At 71.9% G+C, this 14871-nt stretch carries 14 protein-coding genes and 1 riboswitch; of the genes, 6 read left to right on the top strand and 8 right to left on the bottom strand.

The features are described 5' to 3' along the window. Positions 1–144: 144 nt before the first annotated feature. The 4 genes from L942_RS33435 (at position 145) to L942_RS44610 (ending at position 1778) form a co-directional block, all read left to right on the top strand. The gene (locus tag L942_RS33435; RefSeq protein WP_235079559.1) at positions 145–396 is read left to right on the top strand and encodes a hypothetical protein; all 252 of its coding nucleotides are present in this window, start codon (positions 145–147) and stop codon (positions 394–396) included. 164 nt (positions 397–560) lie between these two features. Then, positions 561–1199, top strand: coding sequence for a DddA-like double-stranded DNA deaminase toxin (locus tag L942_RS33430; RefSeq protein ID WP_158684574.1), 639 nt, complete (start codon positions 561–563; stop codon positions 1197–1199). After that, positions 1196–1564, top strand: coding sequence for an Imm1 family immunity protein (locus L942_RS33425; RefSeq protein ID WP_037367960.1), 369 nt, complete (start codon positions 1196–1198; stop codon positions 1562–1564). Before L942_RS33430 ends, L942_RS33425 begins: the two co-directional genes overlap by 4 nt. Continuing rightward, positions 1557–1778, top strand: coding sequence for a hypothetical protein (locus L942_RS44610; RefSeq protein ID WP_158684573.1), 222 nt, complete (start codon positions 1557–1559; stop codon positions 1776–1778). Before L942_RS33425 ends, L942_RS44610 begins: the two co-directional genes overlap by 8 nt. Before the next feature lie 192 nt (positions 1779–1970). Here L942_RS44610 and L942_RS33420 read toward each other — a convergent pair whose 3' ends face one another. From L942_RS33420 to L942_RS45670, 5 genes are all read right to left on the bottom strand, one after another. Then, positions 1971–2174: a hypothetical protein gene (locus L942_RS33420; protein ID WP_037367959.1), complete on the bottom strand. Its 204-nt coding sequence runs from the start codon at positions 2172–2174 to the stop codon at positions 1971–1973. 41 nt (positions 2175–2215) lie between these two features. Further along, positions 2216–3178: a Ppx/GppA phosphatase family protein gene (locus L942_RS33415; RefSeq protein ID WP_037367958.1), complete on the bottom strand. Its 963-nt coding sequence runs from the start codon at positions 3176–3178 to the stop codon at positions 2216–2218. 158 nt (positions 3179–3336) lie between these two features. Beyond that, on the bottom strand, positions 3337–4377 hold the full coding sequence (locus tag L942_RS33410; RefSeq protein WP_037367956.1) for an LLM class F420-dependent oxidoreductase: 1041 nt from the start codon (positions 4375–4377) through the stop codon (positions 3337–3339). A gap of 84 nt (positions 4378–4461) precedes the next feature. Beyond that, positions 4462–5661: a fumarylacetoacetase gene (fahA, locus tag L942_RS45675; protein WP_051166423.1), complete on the bottom strand. Its 1200-nt coding sequence runs from the start codon at positions 5659–5661 to the stop codon at positions 4462–4464. Further along, positions 5658–8972 carry a DUF885 domain-containing protein gene (locus tag L942_RS45670; RefSeq protein ID WP_037367952.1) on the bottom strand — a complete coding sequence of 1105 codons (3315 nt, stop codon included), beginning with the start codon at positions 8970–8972 and terminating at the stop codon, positions 5658–5660. The genes fahA and L942_RS45670 overlap by 4 nt, the downstream gene beginning before the upstream one ends. A 997-nt stretch (positions 8973–9969) precedes the next feature. Here L942_RS45670 and L942_RS33395 point away from each other — a divergent pair. Continuing rightward, positions 9970–10911: an AsnC family protein gene (locus L942_RS33395; RefSeq protein WP_235079561.1), complete on the top strand. Its 942-nt coding sequence runs from the start codon at positions 9970–9972 to the stop codon at positions 10909–10911. A gap of 39 nt (positions 10912–10950) precedes the next feature. Here L942_RS33395 and L942_RS33390 read toward each other — a convergent pair whose 3' ends face one another. Together L942_RS33390 and lspA are read right to left on the bottom strand one after the other, a co-directional pair. Beyond that, positions 10951–11877, bottom strand: coding sequence for an RluA family pseudouridine synthase (locus L942_RS33390; RefSeq protein ID WP_106965134.1), 927 nt, complete (start codon positions 11875–11877; stop codon positions 10951–10953). Beyond that, positions 11874–12482 carry a signal peptidase II gene (gene lspA / locus L942_RS33385; RefSeq protein WP_037367965.1) on the bottom strand — a complete coding sequence of 203 codons (609 nt, stop codon included), beginning with the start codon at positions 12480–12482 and terminating at the stop codon, positions 11874–11876. Before lspA ends, L942_RS33390 begins: the two co-directional genes overlap by 4 nt. Positions 12483–12629: 147 nt before the next feature. Here lspA and L942_RS42275 point away from each other — a divergent pair, with 147 nt between their 5' ends. After that, the gene (locus L942_RS42275) at positions 12630–13181 is read left to right on the top strand and encodes a hypothetical protein (protein ID WP_051166422.1); all 552 of its coding nucleotides are present in this window, start codon (positions 12630–12632) and stop codon (positions 13179–13181) included. A gap of 154 nt (positions 13182–13335) precedes the next feature. On the opposite strand, the gene L942_RS33375 is transcribed toward L942_RS42275, so the two are convergent. Further along, entirely contained in the window at positions 13336–14664 is a 1329-nt protein-coding gene (locus tag L942_RS33375; RefSeq protein ID WP_037367950.1) for an aminotransferase class V-fold PLP-dependent enzyme, read from the bottom strand. Between the two features lie 39 nt (positions 14665–14703). Further along, a riboswitch (SAM riboswitch) is annotated at positions 14704–14818 on the bottom strand. Positions 14819–14871 lie beyond the last annotated feature (53 nt).

The raw sequence follows: 14871 nt of genomic DNA, 5'->3' as shown, positions 1-14871 counted from the left end.
CCGGCACCCCGAACCGACCAGTACCCCCGCTGCCGCTTGACAACAACATAGGGACACCCCCCCCGCATGCCCGCCATTGACTGTAGACGACGGTAGACGGCGAATGTCTGTTCATCGGTGGCGCTGGTTCCGAAGGTAGAGGGCATGGACCGGGGCGAGGGCGAGGGGCAGACGATGACCTCGCGGATCATCATGGCGCGGCCGTTGCTGCGCACGGTCGGCGAGACGCGACACGTGACGCATCTGTTCGCCGAACCGGAGAAATACCCGTGGCGTGTCCTCGCGTTCTGCGGTGCCGCCTTCTGGTCCGGCGACCTCGAATGGCTCGACGGGCCCGCCGGGATGCCGTGCACGGCGTGCCTCACCGTGGTGCCGACGCCCCGAGCTCTTCCCTGAGACTCCCGGCTGGTGGGGACGTTCCCCGACACGCTCCGTACCGGCCGGGTTCCACTGGCACGTAAGGGGGTTGCGCGACATCGGTCGAGGAACTAGCCGCGCACGTGCGCCGAGGTCTCGCGCTCATCGCAACCGCCCGGACCGCACTTGCGGTCGGTCACGGCTTGATCGGCGAAGTCACCGCGTTGTGGGGGCAGGCGGTCGAGGGCACCCACGATCCCGCGGCGGCCCAATTGCCCGCGCTCGCCGAGACCCTGACGACCGGCGTCGGGGAATGCCACGCCGCTACTGGGCGAGCGGAACAGTTGCTCACCGGCTACCTCGGGACGCTCGGGGTAGCCGAGCCGACCGGCAAGCCCCCGCCGGACCCGCCGGCCCGCGCGGAACGGGTCGCGCAAGCACGAGCCCGGGTCGGACGGGCGGAGGTCGCGGGCGGCCAGGCGCAAGGCGAGTGGGTGCGCTCGGACGGGTCCTCGGTCCCGGTCGCCAGCGGCCGGGGCGACGACGGATACGAGTCGGCGGCCCGGTTCGTCGCCGAGGGCCACGCGCCGCGTCCGGCGGCCCGGCTGGCCACCCACATCGAGGTGAAAATCGCGATGGCGATGCGGGAACAAGGGCTGCGGGACGAAACCGTGGTGATCGACCGGCAAGTGTGCGGCACCCGCGAGTTCGACCGGGAAGCGCCGTTCACCTGCGACAAATACCTAGCCCGGTTCTTGCCGCCCGGGGCGCGTCTGCGCGTCGAGCAACCCGATGGCACCGTATCCGAGTACACCGGCACCGAAACGGAGCAGCAGCAATGACCCTCACCGCGAGCGTCCCCACCTACCGCGACGGCGAGCACAGCGGCGAGTCCATCACCCTCGCCACCGACGCGGACGTGACGCGGCTGGCCGAACTGCTTGCCCAGCCGTGGGCCGACACCGGCTCGATCCAGTCCGCCGAAACCGTGCTCGACGTCCACCTGACCGACACGTGGGGCTACTTGCAATACGCCGGTGACGCTGGATACTTCATCACCGACGGCGACCCCGAATCGCCCGCCATCCCCTCCGAAGCGGACTTCCCAGCCGGAAGCGGCCTGCCGGTCGCCCAGGTGGTCTCGGCGCTCCGCGAGTTCGTCCGCACCGGACAGTTGCCCGGCTCCGTTCCGTGGCGGGATGCGTGACCACAATGGATGGTCGCTGCGCGAGCGTCCGCACCAACTCCAGGCGCGAAGCCGTCGCCGGGGGCTGCGCGTCCGGCGCGCGCTGAACGTCGATGCGCAGCCGACGTCGAGCCGACTCCGTCACCAGAAGATCGCTGAGAATGCCGCGCAGCTCGGCGCTTTTCATGCCGGACAATGGTTTCCCGGTCACGGTCATCTCGCGGAGCATGAGTAGACAGAAGGATCACCGCGACCCGCCAAATCAGCGCCCGGGCAGTACTCGTGAAACCCGCTGATCGCCATCGATTCCCACAAGCCCCGCACGAACGGCGACGGATCCGAGGCGTCCGGCCTTGTCAGAGCCGGCGACTGCGCTGGTCACAATTTGTAACCAACGCCGTACTCCTGTTCTCACCGGCATCGCCGCTCACGACGGCGTTTCGTCCGTCCCCGGCACCCGCGGCACCTCGTCGGTCCGGGAGGGGCTCAGGTCCGGCCCCGGCGCGTTCGCGACCTCGCCGGGCAGTTCGTCCGGCTCCGGCAGCTCGCGTTTCCGGCGCGCTGGGAACGGCGTTTCCTCGTCGTCGTCCTCGGAGCGGTCGCGGGGAAGGAATTCGCTGCGCGGGGTCATGTCTCCGGGATACCCGGTTTACCGCCCGCGCACCAGGGAGTTCACGCGGCCGGACGCGAACGCTGCTTGCCGGTCGCGTCGGTGAGCTGGTCCAGCAGCGTCAGCAGCAGCCCGTCGCGGGTCGACCACGGGCAGATCGTCATCTTCCCGCCCGCGACCGTCAGCAGGGCTTCGGCGACCACCGCGCCGCCGAGTGCCTGCTGCGCCCGCTGCCGCGAAATCCCCGGCAGCTGCGCCCGCCGGGCGAACGGCATCGCCGACAGCCGCGGAATCCACGCGCGCACGTCGTCCAGGTGCAGTTCGCGGGCCTTGCCCGGGCGGTCGCCGGCCAGCCGGGCCAGCTGCCGCAGCACCTTCGAGCAGCCGACGACCCGGTGTTCGGCCAGCTCGGCCTTCACGTCGCCCAGGGCGGCGGCGACTTCCTCCAGCACGTGGTCACGGAGTGCACGCACTTGCTTGCTGCGCACCGGCGGTTCGGCGGGCAGCCAGTCGCGAGTGACCGACCGGGCGCCCAGCGGCAGCGACCGCGCGAAAGTGGCCTGTTCGCCGGCCCCGGCGGACAGCTCGACCGTGCCGCCGCCGATGTCGAGCGCCAGCAGCGGACCGCCGGACGCGCCGTACCAGCGGCGCGCGCCGACGTAGGTCAGCTCCGCCTCCCGGCGACCGGACAGGAACCGCAGTTCCACCCCGGTTTCCCGGGCGACCTCACGGACCGCCTCGCGGGAGTTGACCGCGTCCCGGATCGACGACGTGGCCAGCGGAAACACGTCTTTGACGCCGTGTTCGCGGGCGCAGTCCATCCCGTTCGCGACGGCCTTCGCGATGGCCGCGATGCCGCACTTGCTGAGCCGTCCGTCGTCGTCGAGTTCGCGGTCCAGCCGCAGCCGGGTCTGGTGCGTCAAGGCCGGGTCGATCGGGGATCCGCCGGGTTCGAGCACGACGAGACGGGCGCTGAACGATCCGACGTCCAGTACCGCAGCGGCGGGTCCTTCGATTCTGTGCACAGCCCGGTCTACCTCGCTTTCGCCCCGCCCGGATTCCCCGTTGAACCCGTTCTTACTCCCGAATTCGCGCCCCGCGCGGAGAGTTGACGGCATTTCGACGGCGGCATCGACCCGAAGTGCGGTTTTTTCACACTCCCGAGGCCCGCATCATAGCGGACCTATCCGAGCAGCTCCTTCAGCTTGGCGACCGCGGCCACTCGCGCCTCGCGTCCGGGCTGCAGCGGGTTGACCGCGAGCGTCGTCGCCCCGGCCTCCTTGAACGCCGCCAGCCGCTCCTTCACGAACCCCGCCGGACCGACCAGCGACGTGGCGCGCAGCAGCTCCGCCGGGACCGCCGCGGCGGCTTCTTCCTTCTTGCCGTCGAGGTAGAGGTCCTGGATCTTCTTGGCCTCGGCCTCGTAGCCGTAGTTGCAGGCCAGCGTGTTGTAGAAGTTCTTGCCGCGCGCGCCCATCCCGCCGATGTACAGCGCGAACACCGGGCGCACCCAGTCCAGCAGGTGGTCGACGTCGTCGCCGATGGCCAGCGGCGGCGCGGCGAACACGTCCAGTTCGCCCAGCTGCGGGTCCCGTTTGGCCTTGCCCTCGGCCAGCGAGGCTCCCCAGACGTCGGCGGCCTTCTCCGGGTGGAAGAAGATCGGCTGCCAGCCCTCGGCGACCTCGGCGGCGAGCGCGACGTTCTTCGGCCCGAGCGCGGCGAGCACGACCGGGATCCGCTCGCGCACCGGGTGGTTGATCAGCTTGAGCGGCTTGCCGAGGCCGGTGCCCTGGTCGGCGGGCAGCGGGATCGTGTAGTGCTTGCCGTCGTGCACGACGCGCTCGCGCCGCCACACCTGGCGGCAGATCTCGATGATCTCGCGGGTGCGGCCGATCGGCGCGTCGTACTTCACGCCGTGGAAACCCTCGATGACCTGCGGGCCGGACGCGCCGAGGCCGAGGGTGAACCGGCCGTCGGACACGAAGTCCAGCCCGGCCGCGGTCATCGCGGTGAGGCTCGGGGTGCGGGTGTAGATCTGGAAGATGCCCGACATCAGGCCGACGCGCTCGGTCTTCGCGGCGAGGTAGCCGAGCTGGCTCACCGCGTCGAAGCTGTAGGCCTCGGGGACGAACACGATGTCCAGCCCGACCCGTTCCAGCTCCACGATGTCCGCGACGCTTTCGGCGAACCCGCCCGAGTAGCTGACGCCGGTGCCGATCCTCATCGATCCCTCATTCCCGTGCCGGTCGACTGTGACTAAGCGTTTGCTCATTATGCGGCCGTTCGGGTGCCGCCGCTACGGCGCGGGTCACATCACGGCGGGCGCGACCGTGCCGCGCACCTCGCCGAACCCGATCCGGGACCCGCCCGGACCTGGGGCGGAGGCGGTGATGACGACCTCGTCGCCGTCCTCCAGGAACTCCCGGGTCTGTCCGCCGAGCCCGAGCGGTTCGCGCCCGCCCCAGCTCAGCTCCAGCAGCGAGCCGCGCTGGTCCTTCGCCGGGCCGGTGACCGTGCCGGACGCGTACAGGTCGCCGGTGCGCAGGTTCGCGCCGTTCACGGTGAGATGCGCGAGCTGCTGCGCGGCCGTCCAGTACTGCGTGGCGAACGGCGGGCTGGACACGAGATGGCCGTTGATCCGGATTTCCAGCGTCACGTCCAGGCTCCACGGTCGCGCCGCGCGCAGGTACTCGAACGGCTCCGGGTCCTGCGCGGGCTGCGGCACCCGGGCGTGCTCCAGCGCGGCGAGCGGGACCAGCCACGGCGACACGGACGTGGCGAACGATTTGCCGAGGAACGGCCCGAGCGGCTGCGATTCCCAGCCCTGCAGGTCGCGCGCCGACCAGTCGTTGACCAGGCAGACCCCGAACACGTGGCGGGGGAACTCGTCGATCGGCACCGGCTTGCCCAGTTCCGAGCCCACGCCGACGACGAACCCGACCTCGGCCTCGAAGTCGAGCCGTTTGGCCGCGCCGAACGACGGTTCGGTCGCGCGCCGCGGTTTCCGTTGCCCCGCCGGGCGGACCACCGGCGTGCCGGACACGACGACCGTGCCGGCGCGGCCGTGGTAGCCGATCGGCAGGTGTTTCCAGTTCGCCGGCACCAGATCGTCCCCGCCGGTGAAGATGCGGCTGGCGTTGAGCGCGTGCTGTTCGCTGGAGTAGAAGTCGACGTAGTCCGCGACCTCCACGGGCAGGTGGCTGGTGATTTCGTCGCGGGGCACCAGATGCGGCCGGATCCGGCCGGCGTGGCGCGGTTCGGTGAGCCATCCGCGGACCCGCGCCCGCACGTCGGCCCAGGTGTCCGGGCCGGCGGCGAGGAACGGGTTCAGCACGCCGGAGTCGAGCAGGCGGCCGAAGGACTCCCCCTCGGCCGCCGCGGTCAGGTCGAGCACCTGGTCTCCGACCGCGACGCCGGCCCGGCGGGTCCGCTCGCCGTGCGAGAAGACGCCGTAGGGCAGGTTGTCGAGGCCGAAGAGGGTGTCCGCCGGAAGGTCGAGCCAGGTCACGCGGACGCCTCCGCGATCCACGCGCCGACCACGGTGTCCAATGCGGACAGCGGGAGAATCCCGTTGCCCAGGATGACGTCGTGGAACGCGCGGATGTCGAACCGCTCGCCCAGCGCCCGCTCGGCATCGGCGCGGACGCGCTGGATTTCCAGCCGTCCCACCATGTAGCTCAGCGCTTGGCCCGGATTCGCGACGTACCGGTCGATCTCCGCCTCGATCTCCATCTTCGCCATCGGCGTGTGCTCCACCAGGTAGTCGACCGCCTGCTGGCGGGTCCAGCCCAGCGCGTGCAGCCCGGTGTCGACCACGAGCCGGCCGGCCCGCATCGAGTCCTGGGCGAGCATGCCGAAGCGGGCGATGTCGTCGGAGTACAGACCCATCTCGTCGGCGAGCCGCTCCGCGTACAGGCCCCAGCCTTCGATGTAGGCGTTGAACGGCGCGATCCGGCGCAGCAGCGGCAGATCGGTGAGTTCCTGCGCGAAGGTGAGCTGGAAGTGGTGTCCCGGAACGGCTTCGTGGAAGGCGATCCCCTCGCTGGTGAACCGGGGCCGCGAACTCGCTTCGTAGGTGTTCGCGTAGTACGTGCCGGGCCGGGAACCGTCGAACGCCGCCTGCAGGTAGTAGGCGATGGTGCCGCTCGCCGCGTCCGCCTCCGGGACCGGCTCGACCGCGCACTTCGCCTCCGGCACCCGGGAGAACCATTGCGGCGCCACGGTTTCCGCCCGGCCGATGGCCGTGCGCGCGCCCTCCAGCAACTCCTCGCCGTCGCGCCAGCGCAGCTCCGGGTCGGTGCGGAGCCGGTCGAAGATCTCGCGCAGTTCTCCGGTGCCGAACACGCGGGAGCCCAGTTCGCGGTACTCCTCGGCGAGCTTTTCGCCCATCCGCAGACCGGTTTCGTGCAGCTCCTGCGCGGTGCGGTCGGTGGTGGTGTGCGCGCGGATCAGGCCCTGGTACTTCTCCAGCCCGCCCGGCAGGTGGCCGATGCCCGGCTGGCTGTCGGTCTTGGACACCGGCAGCACCTCCTCGGCGAGGAAGTCGCGGTAGCGCCGGTACGCCGGCCGCACGACCTCGGCGAGCAGCCGGTCGCATTCCGCGGCGAAGCCCTCGACCTCGACCGCCGGCGTGACGCGGAACGGGTCGCCGTCTTCGTTCGCGAGGTACCGCTCTACGTACTCGATCCCGATGCGCACCAGGAAGTCCGGCGGCGCGAACCCGTCCGCGACGGTCGTCCGCTGCGCCTCGATCACCGCGTCGAGGTAGCCGCCGATCGCCGCCAGCCGCGTGAGGTAATCGCGCGCCTTGCCCGCGTCCTCCGGGGTCAGCGCGGGAAGGATGGTCATCAGGTTCAGCGCGGGCGAGCTGAACCCGTCGCTGACCGCGAAGCCGGACAGGCGCGAGTCGATCGTGTCGATCGCGCCGCGGGCGTGCGTGCGCACCACCTCGCGGGTGATGACCTCGGACGGGGTCAGCCCGGCCGGGTCGATCGCGTCGGCGCGCTCGGCGATCGCGGCGTACCGGGCCCGGTCGCGCTCGGCGGCGGCGAGACTCGGGTCGGCGAGCTTCGTGTGGTCGCCGGGCAGGCCGAGGACGGTGCGCTCCAGCGGTTCCCGCTCGAAGTCCAGCTCGACCAGCTCGTCCGCCAGGCCGGCGACGGTGTCGCCGTGGCCGCCCACCCACTCGGTGACCACGGCGTCCAGCACCGACAGCGGCAGGGAGCCGCCGGAGAGAACCGTGTCGTGGAAGGCCTTGACGTCGAACCGGCTGCCGAGCCGCTGCTCGGCCTGCTTGCGCAGCCGCTCGATTTCCAGCCGTCCCACCATGTACGCGAGCGCCTGGCCCGGGTAGCCGAGGTACCGGTCGACCTCGGACTCGATCTCGACCCGCGCCATCGGCGTGTGCTCCAGCAGGTAGTCGACCGCCTGCTGGCGGCTCCAGCCCAGCGCGTGCATGCCGGTGTCGACGACCAGCCGTCCGGCCCGCATGGACTCCATCGTCAGCATGCCGAGCAGCGACACGTCGTCGGAGTACAGGCCCATCTCGTCGGCGAGGCGCTCGGTGTAGAGGCCCCAGCCCTCGGCGTACGCGGTGAAGTTGCCGATCCGGCGCAGCAGCGGCAGGTCGGCGAGGTCGAGCGCGGTGCTGAGCTGGAAGTGGTGGCCCGGGATCGCCTCGTGGAACGCGATGACCTCGGCGGTGTGCCGGAAGCGCTCGGTGGCCTGGTGGGTGTTCGCGAAGTAGACGCCCGGGCGGGACCCGTCCGCGGCGGGCGGCATGTAGTACGCCGGGGGCGCGCCGGGCGCGGAGTCCTCCGGCACCGCCTCCACGGTCCACGGGTGCTCCGGGACGTGCCCGAACCAGTTCGGCGCCTCGGCCGCGGCGCGGGAGATCGCCGTGCGGGCGGTTTCGAGGAGGTCGTCCGCGCTCGTCCAGCGGAGCTTCGGGTCGGTGCGCAGCCGCTCGAAGATCTCCGGCAGCTCGCGCGTGCCGAACACGCGCTCGCCGAGCGCCTGGTACTGCTCGACCTGGCCGGCGATGATCGCGAGGCCGGTGTCGTGCAGTTCCTGCGGGGTGCGGTCGCTGCTGGTGTGCGCGCGGGCGAGGCGGGCGTAGATCTCGTCGCCGCCGGGCAGCCAGGAGACGCCGGCCTTGTCGTCCGGGCGGCCGTGCGGGAGGACTTCGGCTTCGAGGAAGTCGCGGTACTCGCGGAAGCCGGGCCGGGCGAGGTCGCGGAGGATTTCCTCGCGGCGGGCGGCGAACTCGTCGTCCGGGGCGGGCTGGCGCAGCAGCGGGTCGTTCTCGGGCTCGGCGAGGTAGCGGTCGAGGTGCGCGATCGCGGCCTTGACCAGGCGTTCGATCGGCACGAGCCCCGCCGCGATGCCGGCGCGGTGGCGTTGCGCGACGGCGCGGAGGTACTCCGGGATCTCGCGGAGCCGGCCGAGATGCGCCTCCGCGGTTTCCGCGGTGACGGTGACCATCGGCAGCGCGGACAGCAGGCCGGAGGCGGGCCCGACGAACAGGTCGGTGACGGTGAAGTCGACGACCCGGCTGTCCATCCGGTCGAGGTTCCCGTCGATGGTGCTGAGCAGCACGTCGCGCGTGACGCGGTCGACCGCGTCGAGCCCGGCCGGGTCGATCGCCTCGGCCCGCTCCCGGAGCCCGGCGAGCTTCTCGCGGAACGCCGCCTCCGCCGCGGCCGACGGATCGCCGAGCCCCGGCGCGTCCGGCCGGATGCCGAGAATGGCGGCGTCGAGCGGTTCGCGGTCGAACGACAGCTCGACGAGCTCGTCGGCGAGATCGGAAACGACGGACATCGGCGTGGACCCCCAGGGCAGTCGGAGCGGGTGCTGGAACCGACCCTAATCGAGACGGGGGCGAGGACGCCCGTGTCTCGGCCGGCCGGTCTCTCGGCCAGGCGTACCGGGGGGCGGAACTCGCGGCACCGCGTCGGGCGGTTACCAGCCTGCGCCGCGGCGCGGGGTTCGGCGCGGATAGGCCGAGCGGCCGTGGCGTTGCTGGGATTCACCGACCGGCGTGGGATCACCAGCTGGACCACTTCGCCTGCAACCCGGCGGCCCGCGATGTGCCGAACGGTGCGGTGGCCTCCGGTGGCGCGAGTCGCTCCCGCAACATCCGCCGGACCAGCACGCCAGCGCCCCTCGACCCGCGATTCGCCCAGGCAGGTTCCGCCTCTGCCGGCCGGGAAGGCTCGGTCGGAAAGAGCTTCCGGCAGCGGAGAAGCACCTGCGGCCCGCCGGTCGTCGCGGTGGTGCGGGGCACGCCGGGCGCGGTGGTGCGGCCGGGCCGAGCGGGCGAGGCGGTAGCGTTGCCGGAGTGGCCGTGACCGATCCCGCCGACATCCGCCTGCTCGCCGCGCTCGCCGAGCTGGGCAAGGCGGCTGTGCACGAGCTGGCGGCGAAGGTCGGGATGGACCCGCGGGAGGTCGCGTACCGGCTGGTGGCGCTGTCCGGGAGCGGGTTGCCGCTGCTGGTCGGGGTCGAGAGCGATCCGAACGGGCTTCGCGCGGCGATTTCCGGGGCTCCGGCGTCGTGGCAGCGTCCGCAGGCTCCCGGGGGCGGGTATCCCGGAGGACCCGGGTCCGCGCCGTTGCCCGCGGCGGCCGGGCCGAACCCGGGCGGGATGCCGTCGGGTCCGGGCGGGATGCCGTCGGGTCCGGGCGGGATGCCGTCGGGTCCGGGCGGGATGCCGTCGGGTCCGGGCGCGACGCCCTCAGGTCCCGCCGCGGCGCCCGGAGCGATGCCGAACGGTCCGGCTTCGGCGGGAGTTCCCGTCCGGAGCGGCGCTCCCGGGATGCCCGGTGGCCAGGGCTCCGGAATGGGCTCTCCCGGTGTCTCCGGTCCGCACGCTCCCGGGCCGTCCGGGATCCCCGGTCCCGAATCCGCCGGAATGCCGGGGCACTCCGGACCGCACCCGCCGGGCCAGCACGGCATGCCCGGCCCCGGAACCTCCGGCGCGTACCCGCCGGGGCAAACCGGGATTCCCGCCGGGCCGGGCCAGCACGGCATGCCTGGACCGGGCGCGTCCGGTGCCTACCCGCCCGGGCAGACCGGACAGACCGGGCAGCAGGGTCCGGCGCCGTCCGGCGCGTACTCCCCCGGACCGGCCGGGATGCCCGGCGTCTCCGGCGCGTATCCGCCTGGCCCGAACGGAATCCCGTCCGGCGCGTACTCGCCCGCGCAGACCGGGGTGCCGAATGTCCACAATGGACCTTCGGGGCCGTACCCGGCTCCGGATCCGGTCGTCAGCACGTGGGGCGTTCCGCAGACCGCGTCCTGGGCTCGCGGCGACGAGCCCCGGCCCGCCGCCGCGAAGGCCAAGAAGGGACGGATCGGCGAGACGATGCAGTCCCAGGGGCTCGAAGGAGAGCAGCTTTCCGTGCAGCTGCTGGAAGTCCAGGATCCCGCCGACTTCCTCTTCGGCGCGGCCGGCTACCGGCTCGAGGACAGCGAGCGGGCGGTCGTCGTGCACACCGAGATCACCAATCGCGGGCCGATCCCGTTCGCGTCGCTGCCGGACAATTACCTGGAGCTCGTCACCGACAGCGGCGAAACCATCGCGAAAGCGCCGGTATCGCTGACGTCGCGGCCGCCGCACAAGATCGGTGTGCAGCCGGGCGAGACGCTCGGCGGGCACACCGTCTACGTCCTCCCCGCCGCGACCCGGGTGGTCGCGGTGCGCTGGAGCCCGCGGCCGGAGCCGGACGAGCGCACCTTGACCTGGGCCGTCGACTAGGACGCGCCAACGCCGGCGAGAACCGGCACGCACGAGGCGTCAGTTCCCGTCCCGCAGGATCTTCAGCGCACCGGCCAGATCGTCCGGGTACTCGGCTTCGAACTCGACCCACCGGCCGTCCGCCGGATGCGCGAAACCGAGCGTCCGCGCGTGCAGCCACTGCCGCGTCAGGCCGAGTTTGCGGGCCAGCACCGGGTCCGCGCCGTAGGTCAGGTCGCCCGCGCACGGGTGGCGCAGCGCGGAGAAGTGCACGCGGATCTGGTGGGTGCGCCCGGTTTCCAGCTTCACGTGCGCCAGCGAAGCCGCCCGGAACGCCTCGACCACCTCGTAGTGCGTGACGCTCGGCCGTCCGCCCGCGACGACCGCGAACTTGTAGTCGTGCCGCGGATGCCGGTCGATCGGCGCGTCGATGGTGCCGCGCGTCGGGTCGGGGTGGCCTTGGACGACGGCGTGGTAGCCCTTGTCGACGGTGCGTTCCTTGAACGCCCGCTTCAGCACGGTGTACGCGTGCTCGCTCTTGGCCACCACCATCACCCCGGTGGTGCCCGCGTCGAGCCGGTGCACGACGCCCTGCCGTTCGGCCGCGCCGGAGGTCGAGATGCGCAGCCCGGCCGCGGCGAGCCCGCCCACGACCGTCGGGCCGGTCCAGCCCGGGCTCGGGTGCACGGCGACGCCGACCGGTTTGGAAAGCACCACGATGTCGTCGTCATCGTGCAGGATCTTCATGCCTTCGACGGGCTCCGCGACGATTTCCGCCGGACGCTCCGGTTCCGGCAGCGTCACCTCGAGCAGCCCGCCCGCGGTCAGCCGGTCCGATTTGCCCGCCGGACGGCCGTCGAGGAGCACGTCGCCCGCCGCGGCCAGGTCCGCGACCGCGGTGCGGGACAGGCCGAGCAGTTTCGCCAGCCCGGCGTCGACGCGCATCCCGTCGAGCCCGTCGGGGACGGGCAGCATGCGCGCGCTCACTCGGACGCCTTCTTCTTGCCGCGGGCGGAGGTGCCGTCGTAGTCCTTGCCGAGCAGGGACAGCAGTACGATCAGCGCGCCGCCGACGCAGATCGCGGAGTCGGCGATGTTGAAGATCGCGAAGCCCTGGCCGTTGGGCACGAACGCGGAGATGAAGTCCACGACGTGGCCGCGCAGCGGTCCGGGCTCGCGGAAGAACCGGTCGGTCAGGTTGCCGAGCGCGCCGGCGAGCACGAGCCCGAGTCCGACCGCCCAGCCGACCGACCGCAGCCGCCGCGAGATCCACACGATCGCGATCACGACGCCGATCGCGACCAGCGCGAGCACCCAGGTCATGCCGGTCGCCATCGAGAACGCGGCCCCCGGATTGCGGGTGACCTGCAGGTAGATCAGCCCGCCGAGGATCGGCTTTGGCTCCTTGCCCTCAAGATTGGCGACGGCGAGGTTCTTCGTGAGCAAGTCGATCGCCCACAGCAGCGCCGCGACCGCGAACACCACCCAGACCCGCCGCTTGGGCAGCGGCGCGCGCTCCTCGGCGGCCTCCTGCTCAGGCGGTTCCGCAGGCGGCTCGACCTCGGATTCGGACGGCGAAGGATCAGTGCTCACTCCCCCATTGTCCACAACCGCGCCCGAGCAGGTCACAGCGGCGGTGTTGATGGCGTCGGCTCCGCCGCCGCGTGCGGGATCGCCGTCAAGCCGATCCCGGCCCGAATCCGGTCGCCCCGCACCCGCCGCTTCCGCCATCATCGGCCCATGCCCGCCGAGATCCCCACGCGCGCCGTCGCCGCGGCGTGGATCGCTCTGGACCTCTCCCCCACCGAGGACCTCCCCCTCTGGGCCGCCCACTGGCTGGCTCAAGGCGAGGACGGAGAGCACCTGCGCCATCTGGCCGGCCTGTCCCGCATCGAACCGCGGGAAATCCACGACGTCGCGGAAGCCGCCCTGGCCGACTGCCACACCCCGATTCCCACCGCGGCCGACGCAGCCAAGAACGCGCTTGATCACCTGGCCCGGATGCTCCTCAACGGCCACCTCACCGAGCGCGCGCTGCTGACCGCCCTGCACACAGTCATCGCCCACACCGACTACGCCGACAGCGTCTTCAAGCTGCCGCTAGCCCAAATCTGGCTCCTGGACGAAGAGTGGGACCAACGCTGGGGCCGCCCCGAAAGCGAAATCAAAGAAGCAATCCACGCCGCCAGCCAACGCCAACTCGCCCCGCGCACCCGCACGACCAACCTGACCCACCCAGCCCACACGAACCAACTTGACCCCAACGCGGGATCGCGCCGACGTTTGGGCTGAGCGGCGTGACAGGCCGAAGGCCCCTCGCGCCGCTCAGCCCAAACGTCGGCTTAAAAGCGATCCCGCACGCGGCGGCGGAGCCGACGCCATTAAACACCGCGATCCCGCCGCGGCGGCGAAGCCGACGCCATCAAACACCGCCATCAAACACCGCTCAGGCACAAAACCCCGGCAGCTCCCGAGTGTCCCCCACCGGCGCCCACCGGCCGTCGACCTTCGCGTACTCCCACCGCGCCCCGCGGGCCACGATCTGCCGCAGCGCCAGTACCAGCCGGTCCACGTGCTCCTCGGTGTTTCCCAGTCCGAGGCTCACCCGGACCGCCTGCTGGGCTTCGCTTCCGGCCTCGCGGAGGAGCCTCCGGGCGGCCACGTGGGCGCAGAACGCGCCGTCTCGCACGCCGATTCCGTACTCCGCCGACAGGACCGCCGCCAGCCATCCGGGCTCGAACCCCTCGACCACGAAGCTCACCGTGCCGACGCGGTCCACCGGTGCGTCGAAGAACCGCAACTCGGCGAAACCGGGCAACCCCTCAAGCCCCTTGCGCAGCCGCTCCAGCAAGGCAGCCTCGTGCGCCCGGAGGGCATCCCAGTGCGCCGACAGCTGTTCGCAAGCCACCCCGAGCGCATACACGCCGACGGTGTTCGGCGAGCCGGCCTCGTGCCGCTCCTCGCCGGAGTTCCACACCACGGCTTCCTCGGTCACCAGTTTCGTCGCACCGCCGCCGGCCAGGTACGGCTCAGCCGCCCGCAGCCAGTCGCCGCGCCCGATCAGCGCGCCAGCCCCGAACGGCGCGTACAGCTTGTGCCCGGACAGCGCGACGTAGTCGACGTCCAGCTCCCGCACCGAAATCCGCCGATGCGGAGCGAGCTGCGCGGCGTCCAGCGCGACCCGGGCCCCGTGTTTCCGCGCCACCGCGGCGATCTCGGCCACCGGCAGCAGCTCACCGGTCACATTGGACGCTCCGGCGACGACCACCAATCGCGGTCCCTGCGGGCATTCGGCGAGCGCTTCGTCCACAACGGACACCGCGGCGAGCCGGGTTCGCGGCAGCTGCACGCGCCGGACGTTCGGGCCTCGCCACGGCAGCAGCGCCGCGTGGTGCTCGCTGTCGAAGACCACGACAGAAGTCTTGCGCGGCAACGCTTTTGCCAGCAGATTGAACGCGTCCGTGGTGTTGCGGGTGAAGATCACCGAGTCGCCGTTTCGAGCGTCCACGAACCGGCGCAGCACGTCCCGGGTCCGCTCGTACAGCCGCGTCGAGACCTGCGAGGCGAAGCCCGCGCCGCGGTGCACGCTGGCGTACCAGGGAAGGAACTCGTCGACCGCCGAACGCACCGCGTCCAGACAGGGCGCGCTGGCCGCGTGGTCGAGGTTGGCGTAGCCGATGTCGCCGCCGGTGACCAGCGGGACCCGCAGCGCCGCACCAGCGACGGCGGGAACAGCGGCAGCAGTTTCCGTGGACCGGTCGAGTGCGAGAGTCATGACGGTGCCTCCTCGGCGTTCCGGGGGACCCCGGCGAGGGGCCCGCGCTTGCCCGTCGCACTGCGCGACCGGCCTGGTCCTCACCCGGGGCACCCCACCGCGGTAGGAGGGTTGCCGGCCAGCAAGCCGGGGCTTCGCGCTGGCACTCATGACCTGGAACCGAAGATAGCGGAAACCCCGGGAGCGAAACCAGCCCCGTCTCGTGAT

This window comes from Amycolatopsis orientalis DSM 43388, assembly GCF_000411975.1.
Taxonomy (GTDB): Bacteria; Actinomycetota; Actinomycetes; order Mycobacteriales; family Pseudonocardiaceae; genus Amycolatopsis; species Amycolatopsis orientalis_D.
The sequence above is the reverse complement of the archived record's forward strand: the minus strand, read 5'-3'. Positions and strand labels throughout refer to the sequence as shown.